The 17,250-nt window shown below is 47.1% G+C and carries 13 protein-coding genes; 9 read left to right on the forward strand and 4 right to left on the reverse strand.

The window, feature by feature from the left end; all coding sequences use genetic code 11:
• Nucleotides 1-139 precede the first annotated feature (139 nt).
• Nucleotides 140-556, forward strand: a complete 417-nt coding sequence (locus G8759_RS06760; protein WP_167206410.1) for a 6-pyruvoyl trahydropterin synthase family protein — start codon at nucleotides 140-142, stop codon at nucleotides 554-556.
• Nucleotides 557-630: 74 nt separating this feature from the next.
• Entirely contained in the window at nucleotides 631-1,761 is a 1,131-nt protein-coding gene (gene lpxB / locus G8759_RS06765) for a lipid-A-disaccharide synthase (RefSeq protein ID WP_167206412.1), read from the forward strand.
• A gap of 23 nt (nucleotides 1,762-1,784) precedes the next feature.
• On the opposite strand, the gene G8759_RS06770 is transcribed toward lpxB, so the two are convergent.
• Nucleotides 1,785-2,351, reverse strand: a complete 567-nt coding sequence (locus tag G8759_RS06770) for a 1-acyl-sn-glycerol-3-phosphate acyltransferase (protein WP_167206414.1) — start codon at nucleotides 2,349-2,351, stop codon at nucleotides 1,785-1,787.
• Between the two features lie 292 nt (nucleotides 2,352-2,643).
• Entirely contained in the window at nucleotides 2,644-3,792 is a 1,149-nt protein-coding gene (gene hisB, locus G8759_RS06775; protein WP_167206416.1) for a bifunctional histidinol-phosphatase/imidazoleglycerol-phosphate dehydratase HisB, read from the reverse strand.
• Nucleotides 3,793-4,049: 257 nt separating this feature from the next.
• On the opposite strand from hisB, the gene G8759_RS06780 reads away from it, so the two are divergent.
• From G8759_RS06780 to G8759_RS06795, 4 genes are all read left to right on the forward strand, one after another.
• Nucleotides 4,050-5,081, forward strand: a complete 1,032-nt coding sequence (locus G8759_RS06780) for an NYN domain-containing protein (protein ID WP_167206418.1) — start codon at nucleotides 4,050-4,052, stop codon at nucleotides 5,079-5,081.
• Nucleotides 5,082-5,083: 2 nt separating this feature from the next.
• Complete coding sequence (gene pabB / locus G8759_RS06785) at nucleotides 5,084-6,382, forward strand: aminodeoxychorismate synthase component I (protein WP_167206420.1); 1,299 nt, start codon at nucleotides 5,084-5,086, stop codon at nucleotides 6,380-6,382.
• Between the two features lie 302 nt (nucleotides 6,383-6,684).
• The gene (locus G8759_RS06790; RefSeq protein ID WP_167206422.1) at nucleotides 6,685-9,525 is read left to right on the forward strand and encodes an outer membrane beta-barrel protein; all 2,841 of its coding nucleotides are present in this window, start codon (nucleotides 6,685-6,687) and stop codon (nucleotides 9,523-9,525) included.
• A gap of 38 nt (nucleotides 9,526-9,563) precedes the next feature.
• Nucleotides 9,564-10,310 carry a GLPGLI family protein gene (locus G8759_RS06795; RefSeq protein WP_167206424.1) on the forward strand — a complete coding sequence of 249 codons (747 nt, stop codon included), beginning with the start codon at nucleotides 9,564-9,566 and terminating at the stop codon, nucleotides 10,308-10,310.
• Between the two features lie 163 nt (nucleotides 10,311-10,473).
• Here G8759_RS06795 and G8759_RS06800 read toward each other — a convergent pair whose 3' ends face one another.
• Together G8759_RS06800 and G8759_RS06805 are read right to left on the reverse strand one after the other, a co-directional pair.
• The gene (locus tag G8759_RS06800) at nucleotides 10,474-11,028 is read right to left on the reverse strand and encodes a GNAT family N-acetyltransferase (RefSeq protein ID WP_167206426.1); all 555 of its coding nucleotides are present in this window, start codon (nucleotides 11,026-11,028) and stop codon (nucleotides 10,474-10,476) included.
• A gap of 36 nt (nucleotides 11,029-11,064) precedes the next feature.
• On the reverse strand, nucleotides 11,065-11,433 hold the full coding sequence (locus G8759_RS06805; RefSeq protein WP_167206429.1) for a DUF7674 family protein: 369 nt from the start codon (nucleotides 11,431-11,433) through the stop codon (nucleotides 11,065-11,067).
• A 461-nt stretch (nucleotides 11,434-11,894) separates the two neighbouring features.
• Between G8759_RS06805 and G8759_RS06810 the strand changes: the two genes are divergently transcribed.
• From G8759_RS06810 to G8759_RS06820, 3 genes are all read left to right on the forward strand, one after another.
• Nucleotides 11,895-12,974: a hypothetical protein gene (locus tag G8759_RS06810; RefSeq protein ID WP_167206431.1), complete on the forward strand. Its 1,080-nt coding sequence runs from the start codon at nucleotides 11,895-11,897 to the stop codon at nucleotides 12,972-12,974.
• Nucleotides 12,975-13,045: 71 nt separating this feature from the next.
• The gene (locus G8759_RS06815; protein WP_167206433.1) at nucleotides 13,046-14,101 is read left to right on the forward strand and encodes an alpha/beta hydrolase family protein; all 1,056 of its coding nucleotides are present in this window, start codon (nucleotides 13,046-13,048) and stop codon (nucleotides 14,099-14,101) included.
• 128 nt (nucleotides 14,102-14,229) lie between these two features.
• Nucleotides 14,230-17,235, forward strand: coding sequence for a DPP IV N-terminal domain-containing protein (locus tag G8759_RS06820; protein ID WP_167206435.1), 3,006 nt, complete (start codon nucleotides 14,230-14,232; stop codon nucleotides 17,233-17,235).
• The last annotated feature ends 15 nt before the right edge of the window (nucleotides 17,236-17,250 follow it).

Here is a 17,250-nt window from a genome sequence, read left to right on the forward strand (position 1 = left end):
TTTTTCATATATGCATTAAATATACTCCAACCGCCTTTTCAACTAAACTAACGGTTTCATTAGGCCCAAAGAGTTCGTACCTTTGTGGCTTATTTTCAAAATCGGCGTTTCTGGCAACCGCCCCATCTAAACCAGAAAAATGGTCTATATTAACAGAATCGAACATTTTAACGCTGCCCACCGGCTCTACAATCCGGCCTGGTCTGAGGAGCGCAATAAGGAAGTTTTTGGCCCATGTGCCAACATTAACTGGCATGGACACAACTTTGAATTGATCGTAACGGTAAAAGGTGAGCCCGATCCGGATACAGGCTTTGTGATTGACCTGAAAGTGCTGGGTGATATTGTGAAGCGGGAGGTAATCGAGAAAGTTGATCACAAAAATCTGAATCTGGACGTCGATTTCATGCAGGGCAAAATGGCCAGCTGTGAGATCTTTATCATGGAGATCTGGAAAATTCTCGAACGTGCACTGGGCGAAGTAACAGAAGCTCATCTGCACCAGCTTCGGCTTTACGAAACACCGAAAAATTTTGTGGATTATTTTGGCGAATAGAGCCTGTATGGATGATATGGGGTGTATGATAGAGCCGATAATCAAGTCATACAACCCATAACATACAACACCACATGAACTATTACCTCATTGCTGGCGAACGTTCCGGCGATCTTCACGGGGCAAACCTGATTCGGGCCATTCGTCGCCATGATCCTGATGCACAGTGCCGTGCGTATGGTGGTGAGCAGATGGAAGATGCCGGAGCGGTACTGGTGCGACACTATCGGGAGATGGCGTTTATGGGCTTCCTGGAGGTAGTGAAAAACCTGGGTACAATCCGCCGGATCATGCGAGAATGCCAGGCCGATCTGCTTGAACACCGTCCCGATGTGCTTATTCTCATCGATTACGCCGGATTTAACCTGCGGATGGCCCGTTTTGCCAAACAGCATGGCATTCGCGTGTTTTATTATATTTCGCCGAAGGTTTGGGCATGGAACCAGCGCCGGGCATTAAAAATTAAAGCGAATGTCGATCGGCTGTTTACGATTCTACCGTTCGAAACGGAGTTTTTCGCAAAATACGATTACAACGTCGACTACGTTGGCAACCCTCTACTGGATGCTCTGGCTGATTTTCAGCCCAATCCCGATTTTCGCTCAACGCTGAAACTGGATGAACGCCCTGTTGTTGCCCTTCTCCCCGGAAGTCGCCGTCAGGAAATTACGTCTATATTACCTGCTATGCTGGCAGCAACGCGCCAGTTTCCCGATTGTCAGTTTGTTGTAGGCACAGTCAGTAATTTGCCTGCTCCGCTCTATGGTAATCTGTTGGGGAGGTACCCAACTGTTAAACGTGTTAATGACGCGGCTTATGATCTGTTGCATATTGCCACGGCTGCGCTGGTTACGTCTGGTACGGCCACGCTCGAAACCGCCTTGTTTAATGTGCCACAGGTCGTTTGCTACAAAACAACAACGGTGTCATATACCATTGCGAAACGACTGATTGCGGTACCGTTTATATCGCTTGTAAACCTGATTGCCAACCGTGAAGTTGTGAAGGAATTGATTCAAAACGACCTCACCGCCGATCGGATTACCGATGAACTACGAGCCATTTTACCCGGTGAACCGGGCCGGGATACGCAATTGGCTGGTTACACAGAGGTACAGGGGAAAATGGGCGAATCCGGCGCATCGGAGCGAGCCGGTAGTCGAATGGTCGATGAACTGAAACGCGCACAGGAAACAAAAAGCTAGCGGCTTTTAGGGAAACTAGCTTTTCAGGCAATCACACCCGTTTCCTCCCACTTCTTCAGCCAGTCTTTTTTGACGCCGTGAACCTGTGAGAAAAATTCGTAAAATGGGAGCATATCCATCTCGTAATTGCCTGTTACATAGATAGGATTGCCTATAATAACTAGTTTTCGGGGCCAGTCGAAGCCAACCGGAATAATCGGGACGTGCGCTTCAAGAGCAATGTAGTAGAAGCCTGTTTTAAGCTTTGATACATTACTGCGAGTGCCTTCGGGTGCTATGCAAATCTGTAGCTGTTCATTCTGGTTAAATACAGCAACGATGGCATCGACCAGGTTGTGCGATTTATCACGATATACAGGTTTGCCACCCAGTAGCCGGAAAAGCCAGCCTGAATACCAGCTAAAGAGCGAACTTTTGGCGAGATATTGAATCCAGACGTGAATGGTAGGGCGTACACCTAACCCGACCAGAAAGTCCCAGTTAGTTGAGTGAGGGGCTACAGCCCAAATGCCCTTGGGTAAATGCGGTACAGGGCCCACAACCTGCCAACCGGCGACTTTAAATAACCAACGGGTGAGGGCGCTGAGCATTTCTGTAATTAGAATTTACAGTTTATAGTTTTTAGTGGCCAATGCAAGGTTGCTTTGTGCACTGAAAACTATAAACTGTAAACCAACTTAGTATTTCCGGTCTTTGCTCTCCAGCCACCGGCCAGTGATAAATGAAGCCGTCAGCAGGACAACGTAGAACAGGAGTGTTAGCGGGGTTGATAAATCCATATCTGTGTTCGGTTGAATTCGTATGCAAAAGTACAATACACGTTGGATATTAGACACTGAGCATTAGACAAAAAATGAAAATCTCCTGTCAGAGCCTACTTACTTACAAAACACCCTTTGTGCTGGGGAGGTTATCCAATTCTTTAATATCACGCCGAACGGCCATTTTTATGGCTTTGGCAAAGGCTTTAAAAATAGCTTCGATCTTATGATGTTCGTTATCGCCTTCAACTTTCACATTTAGATTACAGAGCGCCGTATCGGAGAATGACTTAAAAAAATGATAGAACATTTCGGTAGGCATATCGCCGATCTTCTCGCGCCGGAATGTAGCGTCCCAAACAAGCCAGGGGCGACCCGAAAAGTCAATGGCGACCTGAGCAAGTGCTTCATCCATGGGCAATAGAAAACCATAGCGGCTGATTCCCCGTTTGTCGCCAAGGGCACGCCGATAGGCTTCACCGAGCGCCAGAGCAGTATCTTCAATGGTGTGATGTTCATCAATGTGCAAATCACCCTGAACCCGAATGGTCAGGTCGGCACCCGAATGCTTGGCTACCTGATCGAGCATATGGTCGAAGAAGCCGAGACCGGTATGAATCTCGGCCTGACCACGACCATCGAGATTGAGGTCTACACGAATCTGGGTTTCTTTCGTATTCCGCTCGACGGTTGCTGTTCGGGCGGGTAAGCGCAGAAATTCGTAGATCTTATCCCAATCGTCGGTCGAGAAGGCAATGGCGTTCTGCATCGCATCGGTTAACCCCGACACATCAGCCGCCTGCACGGTCGCTAAGCCGTTGGGTGGTAGGAACAGAATTGCTTTTGCCCCGAGATTGATCGCTAACTGCACGTCGGTCAGGCGGTCGCCGATCACGTAACTGTTGGCCAGATCATAGGCATCACTAAAATACTGGGTCAACATCCCGGTGCCGGGCTTACGGGTAGGCGAGTTGTCGCGGGGGAAATGCCTGTCGATGTGGACAGCATCAAACGAGATATTTTCGCTCTCAAACGTAGAAAGCATTTTGTTGTGAGCAGGCCAGAAAGTATCTTCGGGGAAAGAGTCGGTGCCGAGACCATCCTGATTGGTAACCATAACCAGCTCATAATCGGTTTCTTCGGCGATCTTGCGCATGGCCGAAATCGCTTTAGGTATATAATCAAGTTTGGCTAACGAATCGACCTGCTGATCGGGCTGGGGCTCAATAATGAGCGTGCCATCACGGTCGATGAACAATATTTTTCGCATAAAAAGAATATCTGATCGACAAAGATACCTTACCAACCGTATTGTAAGCGAAAACGTATTAATTTTGCAACGTCTTAGCGTATTCCGATTTAATACTGTAAGTAGGATTTCTGTAGTGTCCCTCCGGTTGTTTATACGTTTAAAGTCCTTTCAGTTCGTAACTCGCTTTACCGTAAAGAAATAAATATCTATCCCATCAAAGAATAAGATAAGGTTAAAAGTGCATTTCGTACCATACATATATTACAAATAAAGTTATGCCAACAGCAGCATCAAGATTGACCCGTATAGGGGTTTTTTATGACGGTAACTATTTTTTACACGTAAGCAATTATTATAATTACTCTCACGAACGGCGCAGCCGGATTAGTATTTCAGGTTTACACGCATTTATACGGCGGCAGGTTGCTGAAGAAGAAGGAGTCAATGAGCGTTTATGCCAAATTGTTGATGCACACTATTTTAGAGGTCGGCTAAATGCCCACGAGGCTAATCAGCGGGGTAATCAATTATTTTACGATCGATTGTTTGATGACATTCTAATGTCGGAGGGCGTCGTTACGCATTACCTCCCCGTAAAAACCTATCAGGGCTATCGGCAGGAGAAAGGTATCGATGTGTGGCTGGCGCTCGAAGCTTTTGAATTAGCTCAGTATAAGAAATTTGATGTCGTTGTACTTATTACATCTGATGGGGATTATGTACCATTGATTCGTAAACTCAATACCCTCGGCTCACGCATTATGGTGTTAAGCTGGGATTTCGAGTTTTTGAACGAACAGGGCGAAAAGCAGGTGACGCGTACGTCGCAGGACTTATTGGAGGAAGTCTCTTACCCAGTTGCAATGCACGGTATGATCGACGACCGGAGCCGTAGAAACGATCTGGTTATTCAGAACCTGTTCGTAAAACAACAGCAACAGGCTCGACCAACCTTTACCGCCGTGGCTGCTGCGGGTAATGGAGGAAGTTACAGTAGCAGTTTCGGGAATGGGTTCCCGGCTTCCGGTAATGGCTACGATGAATACCCGCATTCTGATGAGCCTAATTATAACGTTGCCGATACGGTAGACGATGATCCGGAAGGCCGTAAAATCAGTACGATCCGGAGTTTAAAAACGGGTTACGGTTTTATAAATTATCCGCCAAACAACCTGTTTTTTCATTATACAAGCCTTATAGATACTGATTTCAACGAATTACAGGTAGACGACGACGTTGAGTTTACTATTGGCCAGAACGCCGAAGGTAAAGATATTGCTGTTGATGTACGGATGCTGCGTCCCTGAGCATGAACAGGAAGCGCGTATTCGTTGATGATTTACCGGTTTTCCGCTGGCAGGCATTGACATGGGCCATAACCCGGCAAACGCGCGCAGACGCTTTCATAGCTTTTCTTACAAATAACGATATTTCTTACCCGAATGACCCGTTTCCGAACCGACTATTTGTTGGGGCGAAACGGGTCATTTCGCTATCGGGTAAAGACACATTTCAGGAATTATATGACGCTCATTGCGCCCGGCCCGGTTTTTTGGTTGGCTATTTCGGGTATGATGTAAAAAATGAGCTCGAAGCGCTAAACAGCCGTAATCCTGATCGGCTGGGATTCCCGAACACCCATTTTGTTGAGCCAGAATGGGTTATCGACTTTCTGGAGAATGAAGTAACCGTGTGGGGAGAAGGAGACGTAGATGCGCTTATGCAGGCGATTTCCCTTACTCATCCATCAGATCGACGGGGTAGTGCCGTGACTACGATAACGTGCCGTGTTACTCCCGAAGAATACCAGGCCAATGTCCGCCAGATACAACAGCATATTCTGGCCGGTGATGTCTATGAGTTAAATTATTGCATCGAATTTTTTGCCGAACACGTCGACATCGATCCCCTGACCGTGTACCAGGCGTTGAATGAGCGGTCGCCAATGCCATTTTCGAGCTTCCTCAAAATTGGTGATCGGTATGTGATGGGTGCTTCGCCAGAACGGTTTTTGAAGAAAGAAGGCCTGAAGATTCTATCTCAGCCAATAAAGGGCACAATTCGGCGTGGAAAGACACCGGCTGAAGACGCCCGGCTCCGTACTGAGTTATTGAGTTCGGAAAAAGAGCGGGCCGAAAATCTAATGATCGTTGATCTGGTTCGCAATGACCTTGCCCGGAGTGCCCAAACGGGTTCCGTGCGCGTAGACGAGCTCTTTGGGATATACGGTTTTCAGCAGGTGTATCAGATGATATCGACCGTTTCGGCAACGTTACGAGATACGATTACCTGGGCCGATGCGATTCGTCATGCTTTTCCGATGGGCAGTATGACCGGAGCACCTAAAATCCGGGCAATGGAATTGATCGACCAACTAGAGGTCAGTCGACGGGGTGTTTATTCGGGGACAATTGGTTTTATAACGCCCGATGGCGACTTTGACTTCAATGTTGTTATCCGTACGCTGCTTTATGACTCACAAAGTCAATATGCATCCTTCTCTGTCGGAAGCGCTATTACCTACGATGCTGACCCTAAGCAGGAATGGGAGGAGTGTCTATTAAAAGCGCGGGCTATCCGGGAAGTGCTGGAGCGATCTTTTCAGTAGGTACTACTCCGTCATCAGTCACATCATTAACGAAGGTCCCCAGGAATGAACCTTGCCAGTTGAAAACTGCATACCGTTTAAAATATAATTGCTCTTTCGGTGTGGAATTCATCCACTTTTCTAGTCTTGCTCTATAAGCGAAGCAACATTTTCTAATCAAATACGCTCATTATGAGCGAGGTCGACCGTTTGTTAAATTTACTACTATAAATTTAGTTAAAAAACGTTAACCTTGTAACCAGCTAGTTTGGTTTCGATTATTTTTGCTTCTGATACACCGATCACCCTTTACCTATTCGCGAATGAAAAACCTCTTCATGCTGGCTGTGCTATGCCTGTTTACGGCGGCACTTTATGCCCAGACTGGCTCCCCTCGATTTACGTTACAGGGGCGAGCCGTTGACACTGCCGCAGCTCCACTGGCTTCTTCTACGGTCATGTTGCTCAATCCTAAAGACTCGTCGCTGGTCAATTTTACCAGAACTGATGAAAAGGGAGCGTTCATATTCAAGAATCTGAAGGCTGGTAATTACGTTCTGAAAATTTCATTCGTCGGATTTATCCCGTACAACCAGGTTATCAAATCGGGCGGTGAAGCCCTGATTGATCTTGGACCTTTGAAGCTAAAGCCAATTACGAGAGAGCTGATGGAGGTTGTTGTCAGAACAGCTAAGGCTCCACTAACGATAAAGGGCGACACCATTGAGTATAACGCCAGTTCGTTCAAAGTGCCCCCCGGATCGACTGTTGAGGATTTGCTGCGTAAACTGCCCGGCGTACAGGTTGATCAGGACGGAAACATTCGTGCTCAGGGACAGGAAGTGAAGCGAGTAACCGTAGACGGAAAGAATTTCTTTGGCAATGACCCCAAACAGGCTACTAAAAACTTACAGGCCGAATCGATTTCAAAAGTGCAGGTCTTCAATGACAAAACAGAGCAGGCTAAATTAACCGGCGTTGACGATGGGAAGAAAGAAAAAACGGTTAATCTGGAACTGAAAGAAGAGTTTAAGAAAGGCGGTTTCGGAAAAGTAACGGCCAGTGCCGGACCTGCTTCCAATGATATACCGGCGCGGGGCGAAATCAAGGGAAGCTACAATAAATTCAATGCGAAAAATCAGTTTTCGCTGGTTGGACTGGGTAATAACACGAACCAGCAGGGATTGTCGTATAATGATTATCAGGATTTTAGAGGTAGTAATTCATATAACGGGAATCAAAATGCTGACTTTGGGTTTAGTGGGGGCAACTTCTTTTACTATTCCGATAGTGGCGACGAAGGCCTGGGCATTCCGGTAAGCGGTCGGCAGGGCACTGGTTTTTCTAATAACGTGGCTGGTGGAATCAACTATAATTATGATACGAAGAAAAAGAAATTCAGCAGTAGCTACTATTATAACCAGACACGGCTTGACTTGAGTGCCCTTCGAAATCAGACCTACTACCTGCCGCAGGGTCAATATCAGATCAATGAAACCAGTAACCAACTGAATTTTAACGGAAACCATCGGGTCAGTTTACGGTATGAGGCCCAGTTGGATTCGGTCAATACATTGGTTTTTATTAACAACAGCCGGTTAGGTAATGGGAACGCCAACCTCGACAGAATCCAGGATCTGGATCGTAATAACGGTGTAACGACTCAAAATACGACCAAAAATGCCAGTACACAGCGCCAGATTGCTTCGTCGAGCTCACTGATTTACCGGCTGAAAATGAAAAAGAAAGGGAGAAGTTTTGCGGCCAGTACTACTTACGAAATTAATACCAACGACGCCAATTTGAAACTGGACGCCAGCAATCAATTCTCACAACCAACAAGCGTCAACGAAACCTTACGGCTCATTCGGCAGGATCAGGGGACCAATAGCCACCGCAGCGAGTACAAAGCCAGCCTGCAATATGTGGAACCGTTTGCCAAAAAGTTTTTTTGGGAAACATTTTACAATTTTAGTCTACGCTATGACGAAGTTGACCGGGATGTGATTGACCGGGGCGAGAACAACAGCGATCGGGTCCGAAACGACTCATTGAGCCTGTATTATAAGAATAATTACATCTATAATCGCCTTGGAAGTAGTATTCGCTATACGTTTAAAGGACTGAATATATCGGGAGGACTGGCTGTGCAGCGATTTACATTGAATGGGCAATTTGCTCGTGATCAAACGTCTCCATTACTCGGGGAAATCAATCGGGTGTTCACTACGGTTATTCCGAACGTAAACCTGAATTATGATCTGAAAAATAACCGGTATCTCTACGGTGGCTATAATGTCAGCGTACAGATACCCACATCCCGCGATTTGCAACCCGTGACGAATAATAGTAACCCATTATTCATCAATAAGGGAAACCCGAATCTGTTGCCGCAGTTGGGGCATAACCTGAACATTGGGTTCAATTACTTTAATCCGGGTAGTTTCATTAATCTCTATATTGGCGTGAACGGCACCCAGTTTGTTAATCAGATTGTATATAGTCGAAATACAGATGCGCAAACGCTTATTACGACTATCCAGCCCGAAAATCTATCGGGCGGGCGTATGATTGGATCATACCTGGGTTTTGGTTTTCCGCTCAAAAAAACCAAAGCAACGCTTGACCTGAATGCGAACCTGAATTTTAGTACAAACCCAGCCACAATCAACAATGTAACGAATGAGACACGGGGTCAGAACTATGGCTTCGGAACCCGCCTTAGCCTGACGCCCACCGATTGGCTGACGTTCTACGGTAATGCCAATATCGGTATCAGCAATACCCGCTATTCGATTAACACAGGCCAGAATCAGGTCTTCCTGAACAATAATTTTGGCGGTGATCTGACGGTGAAGCTGCCCCATGATTTTTATATTAACACGACACTGAATTATCGGGTCAATAAAAATGATCTGCTCAATTTCGATCAGCGCATACCACTGCTAAATGCCTCGATTTATCACATTCTGGGTAAAGCCAAGCGAGCCGAAATCCGGCTGTCGTCGGTTGATTTGCTCAATCGGAACATCGCGATTACGGCCAATGCCAGCCAGAATTATGCGCAATATGAACGCACTCAGACGTTGGCCCGCTATTTTATGCTTGGCTTTACCTATAATATGCGTGGCGTTACAGCGAAGATGCGCCGGGATGGATTTTAATGGTTCGTTGTAGTTAATGGATTGGCTATCTTTTAGATATGAAAAAATTAATAATGTTTATTGTACTGCTGATGAGCGTATCGGCAGTAGCCCAGCAAACAGAAGGCGTTGTTACCTACGAACGGAAAACGTACTGGACAAAGATTTACTCCCGGATGACGTACCTGAGTCAGGAACAAAAAGACCGTATTGCTCAGACCTGGAAGAATGACGAGGAGAATAAGGAGAAAATGAAACTGACATTCAATCAGGATGCAAGCCTGTATACCTATGTCAACGAGATGGGAAGTACAGATGATGGTCGATATACATGGCGGAATCAGGAGTTACTTCTATACCGAAATTTCGCCAAAGAACAGAAAACCGACGTCGTAGAAATGCTGGGGAAGACCTACGTCATTGACGATTCACTACATACACCCGTTTGGAAAATAGGCAATCAGATCAAAGATATTGCCGGGTATATATGCATGAGGGCTGAATCAGAAGATCCCATTAAAAAGCAGAAAATTACGGCCTGGTTTGCGCAGGATATTCCCGTCTCGGCAGGTCCAGAGCGTTACAATGGTTTACCGGGGCTTATTCTAGAATTGAATCTGAACGATGGTGATGTTGTCATTGAAGCTACAAACGTGACGTTCAGAAAACTAACACCCGACGAACTGAAGCTGCCCAAGCTCAAGGGTAAGAAAATTAACGATGTCGCCTACGATGAGCTTATCCGCCAGCATATTGCCGAAAGTATGACCGCTCACCGCAATCCCTATTGGGCCATTCGGTATTGATAACTTTTTCGTAAAATAATAATGCTGAACGACCAGAAGCCATTGTTGAAGAGTTTATTCGGCAATGGCTTCCGGTCGTGTACGCAGGGCGGGTAATTCTATAGTAAACACTGACAGGCCAGGCTTTTATGGTTACGATAAGTGGCATGGGATGTTTCCAGACTTACCCGGCTTTTTCTGAAGAGACAGGTTCGTATAACATTCCCGTACAGAGACAATATTTTCGGCCAGTACGGGCCAGAATATCACAGTTTTTGCAAGATGAGCATTGATTCCAGAAGCGTTCATCCTGTGGTAATTCGCTAAAGGCCACAGGCCGAAATCCTAACTGGCTGTTGAGGTTCATAACAGCCTGGCCGGTCGTGATGCTAAACAGTTTAGCTTTTGGAAAAAGGCCACGACTTAAGCTAAAGAGCGCTCGTTTAATCTGCTGAGCAACCCCGTGTCGACGAAAATCGGGTGCCACAATGAGACCGGAATGAGAAACAAACTGTCCATTCTCCCAGACGTCTAGATAAGCAAATCCAGCCCATTGTCCGTTTTTCAACGTTGCAATAATTGCTTTTCCATCCAGCATTTTCTGCCGCAGATAGGAGGCAGAACGCCCGGCAATGCCCGTACCTCTTGCCTGAGCGCTTTCCGCTATTGTGCGGCAGATTGAATCGACGTGGATCAGGTGCACTTTTGATGCCACGGTAATCGTTATGTCCGTTTCCATACTAAGAGCCTTATAAAGCTGCTACTCGCCTGAACCTTATGGAAGACAGGTGTTGAGTTGACGATGATATTCAGTACGCAGGGCACGGGGTAATAAGTAATGAATTATGTCAGCTCGGGTATCGCGTTTATCCATCAACATAGCCAGCCGATAAATGTAGACCGAGCAAACTGCGTTACTGACCTGTTTGTCGCCGTCTTTCAGTAACTCTTCAGCAGCCAGCAAACATCGCTTCAGGGCTCTGAATTTATTCTGGTGCGCCAGAAGCGATGTTACCTCACATAGTTTATGTAAGATCGTATAGACGCTGGTCTCATTGGGTAAGACCATAAATTCCTGCCGGGCTTCCGGTATCCGATTGATCAATAGATTGAGCAAATCAGATTTACTAATGACATCATTCATAGCAATGATTATTAACGTACTGCCAACCTATGCTAATAATTCCGTGCCATGATTATAAGTGAGTATTTATGTTGCTGTATTTCAATTAATTAACAAAAAGTTGCTATGCCAGGCGGGCAGCTAAAACCTATCATTTTGATAAGATGCTCTGTCAAAATAATAGTGACCAGCTCACAACCTGTGCACGTATTTGTCGGTAAAGTGGGTTGATTCAGCTATCAATGCCATGTTTTAATTAGTAGGTATCAGTCTGGAAAATAATCTGACTGAACTAGTCAGAACGATGCAGTAAACGAATAGATATGAAGCTCCTGATTATAACCGCTCAATAGTTTGATAATGCAAGTATGAAAAACAAAAGATAAAGAATAAATAATTGACGATTAATGATTTTGGTTGTACTTTGTTTTGTGTATTTTGAATTTATATACTTTAAATTGCGTCGATAATCTTCCTCTTTTATGTTGGCCGCCCGTGGTTTCTGGCTTAAGTTTTCGGAGACTCTTTGCCTGCTTCTGGTACTGATCGGGATAATGCAGGTGTCGGAGGTTACCTCACGCTGGCAGTTTGAGGTAACCTCCGACTGGGCTAAACTGTGGCTTGCTCTGGCTGGCGTGCTGCTGATTAGCTTTCTTATTGCCTTTAGCTGGCAGCGCAGCGGCAAGGGTGAGAAGCTGCATGGACTGTTTCAGACGATCATTGCGTTTTACGTTGCCTATGCAATTACAGGCTATGGAGCCGCTAAAATTCTGAAAACCCAGTTTCAGCCGCCTAACTACATTCTTGAAACACCCATTGGTGACCTCAACGGTTTCTGGCTGACCTGGACCTATTACGGTTACTCGCAAACGATGGCCTACATTCTGGGCTGGACTCAGATTATAGGGTGCATTCTGTTACTCTTCCGACAAACGCGGCTGATCGGCGTATTTGTCTTGCTCCCCGTAATGGTCAACATTGATCTGATTGACCATTTTTATGAAATCTCTCCACTGGCTTATTACAACGCCCTTCACTATACATTCCTGCTGTTTTTTCTGCTCTTTCTGGATTATGACAGGCTTAGGCTGGCGTTCCTGTCGTATCAGGAAAAAGTGAGTCTAAATGGCCGGACCGTTCTGCTGAATGTCATACGGGTTTTGGTGATTGGGTTTGCGTTCTGGCGCATTGGTGCCCTGCGTGATGGCTTCCAGCCTAAAACGAAATTAAATGGGGTCTGGAAAATCGAAAGCATTGCCCGAAATGACCAAGTCGTTGTGCCATCGGCTTATCAGGATTCGGTCTGGTCGAAAGTGTATTTTGAATGGCGGTACGGCTGCCTATTCAAATACCATCCCGACAAGTTTCAAAAGCGGGATTTGCGGGGCAATTACAAGATCGACGAAACCGCTAAAATCATTCGCATCGGCTTCCCAAACGAAAAGGGAGATTCGGCTGATTCGATGCGGGTTAATTATACATTTCTCAACGATAGCACGCTGACCATGCAAGGACGATATAAAGCAGACTCGCTGGCGCTAAAGCTGCGAAAACTGATCTGATTAGTGAATTTTTGGGAATTTCCTGCCCGTAAATTTATACCCACTCGTTACCTGCAATTTGTTATTTCTCTATGCGTCAACTCTATTTACTTCTTTTTGTCTGTATATCATTTGTGGCTGCTGGACAAACTACACCGCCCACCGCTACACCAACCCCTGCCGCTCCCGATTTAAACGAACGCGTTCGGCAACTGGAAGAGAATCTACGTTATTCAGATCAGGTATTGAATAAGAATATTGACGACCTGCTCTGGTATCAAAAACTTGGCGATGTTGCGATTATCGATAAAGTACGCTATACCAGCAAACCCCCGCATGTAATCAAAAATCCGACAGGTCAGGGTGCCAGCAATCCGGTCATTATTCCGGCTTATACGTTTATTCCCAAAAAGTACGCAACGTCTAAGAAACTGCCCTTACTGGTTTTCGTTCACGATGGGGTTCATGGTGATTTTGGTACTTTATATGCCCATGTTGTGCGGGAGTTACTGGATCAGGGCTACCTGATCGTTGCGCCTGAATACCGGGGTAGCGTTGGTTATGGCGGTGGATTTTACAACCAGATCGACTACGGTGACTACGAAAACGACGATGTGCTGGCCGGAAAACGATGGGCAGTTGAAAACATGCCGCAGGTAGACGCCGACCGCGTTGGTATTATTGGCTGGAGCCACGGCGGAATGATTTCGCTCATGAATATTTTCGATCATCCCGAAGATTATAAAGTGGCCTATGCCGGTGTGCCCGTCAGCGACATCATTGCCCGGCTTGGCTATAAACCGCAGCAGTATCGGACGATCTTCTCAGCTGCGACTCACATTGGTAAAGATCCTTCCGACAATGTAGCCGAATATCGTCGCCGGTCGCCGGTCTGGAACGCACAGAAGCTCAAAACACCCCTGCTGATTCATACCAATACCAACGACGAAGATGTGAATGTGCTGGAAGTCGAATCGCTGATCAATGCCCTGAAAGCCCACGAAAAAAAGTTCGAATACAAAATTTATCAGGATGCACCGGGTGGACATAGTTTCAACCGACTCGATACGAAACTGGCTCGCGAATCGCGCGAAGAGATTTATAAATTTCTCACTCGCTATCTGAATCCGCCAGCTGGTGTGAAATAAAACTACTGCCTGATTAACTAGTTTGTAGTCAGCTAATTAATTGAGTACTATCTCTTCTTGCAGACAGCATCCAGCTGCCTGATACGAATTTATTGCCTTCCTTTTTTTACTGCTAACTCACTATGCTTATGAAGACCTGTTTTGAGTTTGCCAAGTTGCTGCTGTTTTTTGCGTTGATCCTGTCGGGAGCCACTTCGGCTCTGGCCCAGCCTGATTCGTTGCGGATCACCGTCACAGAAGGTACCAACATGTCGGCTGCGCTTTCGCCCAATGGACAGTCCATTGTTGTTGATCTTCAGGGTACTATCTGGCTGATGCCTGCCAAAGGTGGAACAGCTCGTGCCTTGACCGATTTTCGGGATGATGCCCGGCAGCCTGCGTGGTCGCCGGATAGTAAACGTATTGTTTACTCGTCGTTTCGCGATGGAACGTTCCATATCTACAGCGTCAAACCCGATGGTTCAGACTTGCAGAAACACACAAAGGGGGAATTTGATAACCGTGAACCATCCTATTCGCCGGATGGTAGTAAGTTGATTTTTTCGTCAGATCACGGTGGTAATTACAACGTGTTTGAACTGACACTCAAAACCGGAGAACTCAAACAACTCACCGACAATGCAGGCAACGAATATGCACCATCCTACTCGTCGGACGGCAAACGGATTGCCTACGTAGCTACCCGCCCCGATGCATCAGGACTTTATGTCTGGGAGGGTGGTAAGGAAACACTGGCCTGGAAAACAGCCGCTACACTCGGGCCACCAGCCTGGTCACTGAACGGACAGTCACTCATTGTGCAGACGGCTGAAACTGGCAAAACCGCATTGATTGTTAAAGACCTGAAACCCGATAGTGAACCGAAAGTCATCTCGGCCACTGGCGAAGATGTATTTCCTTTCCGACCTTCGGTAGCAACGGACGGTTCTATCTGGTACACAGCCGATGGTGGCATTAAACACAAAACGGCTGATTTCGCCCGTACCGACAAGGTCACCTGGCAGGCAACGCTGGCATTACAGCGCAAGCCTTATACCCGCAAAACGTACCTGCTCGATAACGCGAAGCCACGACCTGTTAAAGGCATCCGGGCTCCGGTAGTCTCGCCCGACGGGAAGTCCATTGCGTTTTCGGCACTTGGCGATCTGTACTGGCTGGATATTGGTAATCCTACGCCTAAAAAGCTAACGGACGATGCCTTCATTGAGGCTGATCCAACATTCTCGCCCGATGGCCGATTTCTGGTGTTTGTGTCCGATCGTTCTGGTAGTATCAATCTGTGGGCCAGAGATTTGAAAACTGGTCAGGATCGCCAGTTGACCAACGGAACGGAAGAAATTAGTACGCCCGTATTCTCACCCGATAGCAAACACATTGCCTTTTTTATGCTCGACCGGGCTGCCTTTGGTCGGAGTGTGTTGCATACGCTTGATGTGCCGCCATCGGAAGATCAGCCTACACCTGTGCCCAAAAAGATTCACGACGCGTTGTTTGGCCCCGGTGTGCCAAGCTGGTCGCCCGATGGGAAACAGATTGCCGTTTCTGCACTGGATGTCTATTCCAGCCGTTTTCGGGAGGGATTAAACCAGTTTTTGGTTATCCCCAGTGGAGGCAGTGGTAGCGCACTCGAACTGAAACCTGATTCATCGGGGCAAACCATCAGTTTCCGTGGTCGCAGTGGTCCTGCCTGGTCGCCGGATGGTCACTGGATGGCTTACGTGCTCGATGGTGTGTTGTGGACATTGCCGGTCACTGCCGATGGAAAACAGACCGGATCGCCTGTTCAACGGACAAAGACGCTGGCTGATAACATGAGTTGGACCGCCGACTCGAAGACATTGGTTTATCTGGCAGTCGATACGTTGAAGCAACTGGATATTACCACCAATCGGGTTAGCATCATTCCGCTAAATTTCACGTATCAGGCGAAATTGCCTACTGATCAGACCATTATTCATGCCGGAAAGCTGTTCGATGGAAAAACCAATGCGTACCGTGAAAACGTTGACATTGTATTGAAAGGAAGTCGTATTCAGGCAATTGAGCCGCATAAAGCCGGGCGAACGGGCAAACTGATCGATGCGTCTAAGCTGACGGTTATGCCCGGTCTCTGGGAAATGCATACGCACCAGAGTATTCTGGCGGGGGAAAAGCAAGGGCGTATCTGGCTCAGTCACGGCATTACGAGCATTCGCGAAACGGGCGCCGATCCGTATGATGCACTCGAACGGCGCGAAGCCTGGGATGCGGGTATCCGGCCGGGGCCGCGCTCGTTTTATACCGGAACACTCAATGAAGGCTACCGGCTTTATTACGGTCTGGCGACCAGTATCCGCAGTGAGGCACAATTGCGCATGGAACTCGACCGGGCCAAACGGCTTGACTATGATCTCCTGAAGTGCTATGTTCGACTCCCTGACCGGTTACAGCAATTGGCCGCCGATCTGGCGCATCAGATTGGCATTCCTGTAACGTCGCATGAGCTGTATCCGGCCGTAAAATACAACATCGATGGAGTCGAACATTCATCGGCTACAAGCCGCCGGGGGTTCTCGCCTAAACTCACGTCTACCAATCACATCTATGGCGATGTACTGAACCTGATTGCTAAATCGGGGATGAACATGACCCCAACAACAAGTTTGCAGGGTGGCTTCGGCTACCAGACCCGACGCGATACGGCCCTGTTCAGCTATGCGCCATACATGCATTTCTATGATGAGAAATACCGGACCAATATGATGGCCCAGCAACAGACCATGCGTCGGATGATGCCCGGCGCAGTCGAAAATTTCAAGACACTGGCCGGAAATGTGAAGAAGTTCATTGCTGCCGGTGGTCGTGTAACACCGGGAACGGATTCGCCCCTGATTCCGTATGGACTGAGCTTACAGATCGAGCTACAGAACTGGGTTGAGGGTGGCGTGACACCGTTCGAGACGTTGCGGGGAGCCACACTCTGGTCGGCGGAAGCAGCTGGTGTAGGTAAGGATGTTGGCAGCATTGAAGTGGGTAAAATCGCCGATCTAATTGCCGTTGATGGCGACCCACTCACCAAAATCCGGGATACCATGAACGTGAAATACACGATCAAAAATGGGCAGGTCTGGACACTGGCAGAGTTGTTGAAATAAGTAGTACCGTTGTTG

The organism is Spirosoma aureum (assembly GCF_011604685.1).
GTDB classification, from domain to species: Bacteria; Bacteroidota; Bacteroidia; order Cytophagales; family Spirosomataceae; genus Spirosoma; species Spirosoma aureum.

What these genes read in the sequence shown, in the direction of transcription:
- G8759_RS06760 (WP_167206410.1), top strand. Translation starts at nt 140, where the DNA reads ATGGTCTATATTAACAGAATCGAACATTTTAACGCTGCCCACCGGCTC.
- lpxB (WP_167206412.1), top strand. Translation starts at nt 631, where the DNA reads ATGAACTATTACCTCATTGCTGGCGAACGTTCCGGCGATCTTCACGGG.
- G8759_RS06770 (WP_167206414.1), bottom strand. Translation starts at nt 2,351, where the DNA reads ATGCTCAGCGCCCTCACCCGTTGGTTATTTAAAGTCGCCGGTTGGCAG.
- hisB (WP_167206416.1), bottom strand. Translation starts at nt 3,792, where the DNA reads ATGCGAAAAATATTGTTCATCGACCGTGATGGCACGCTCATTATTGAG.
- G8759_RS06780 (WP_167206418.1), top strand. Translation starts at nt 4,050, where the DNA reads ATGCCAACAGCAGCATCAAGATTGACCCGTATAGGGGTTTTTTATGAC.
- pabB (WP_167206420.1), top strand. Translation starts at nt 5,084, where the DNA reads ATGAACAGGAAGCGCGTATTCGTTGATGATTTACCGGTTTTCCGCTGG.
- G8759_RS06790 (WP_167206422.1), top strand. Translation starts at nt 6,685, where the DNA reads ATGAAAAACCTCTTCATGCTGGCTGTGCTATGCCTGTTTACGGCGGCA.
- G8759_RS06795 (WP_167206424.1), top strand. Translation starts at nt 9,564, where the DNA reads ATGAAAAAATTAATAATGTTTATTGTACTGCTGATGAGCGTATCGGCA.
- G8759_RS06800 (WP_167206426.1), bottom strand. Translation starts at nt 11,028, where the DNA reads ATGGAAACGGACATAACGATTACCGTGGCATCAAAAGTGCACCTGATC.
- G8759_RS06805 (WP_167206429.1), bottom strand. Translation starts at nt 11,433, where the DNA reads ATGAATGATGTCATTAGTAAATCTGATTTGCTCAATCTATTGATCAAT.
- G8759_RS06810 (WP_167206431.1), top strand. Translation starts at nt 11,895, where the DNA reads ATGTTGGCCGCCCGTGGTTTCTGGCTTAAGTTTTCGGAGACTCTTTGC.
- G8759_RS06815 (WP_167206433.1), top strand. Translation starts at nt 13,046, where the DNA reads ATGCGTCAACTCTATTTACTTCTTTTTGTCTGTATATCATTTGTGGCT.
- G8759_RS06820 (WP_167206435.1), top strand. Translation starts at nt 14,230, where the DNA reads ATGAAGACCTGTTTTGAGTTTGCCAAGTTGCTGCTGTTTTTTGCGTTG.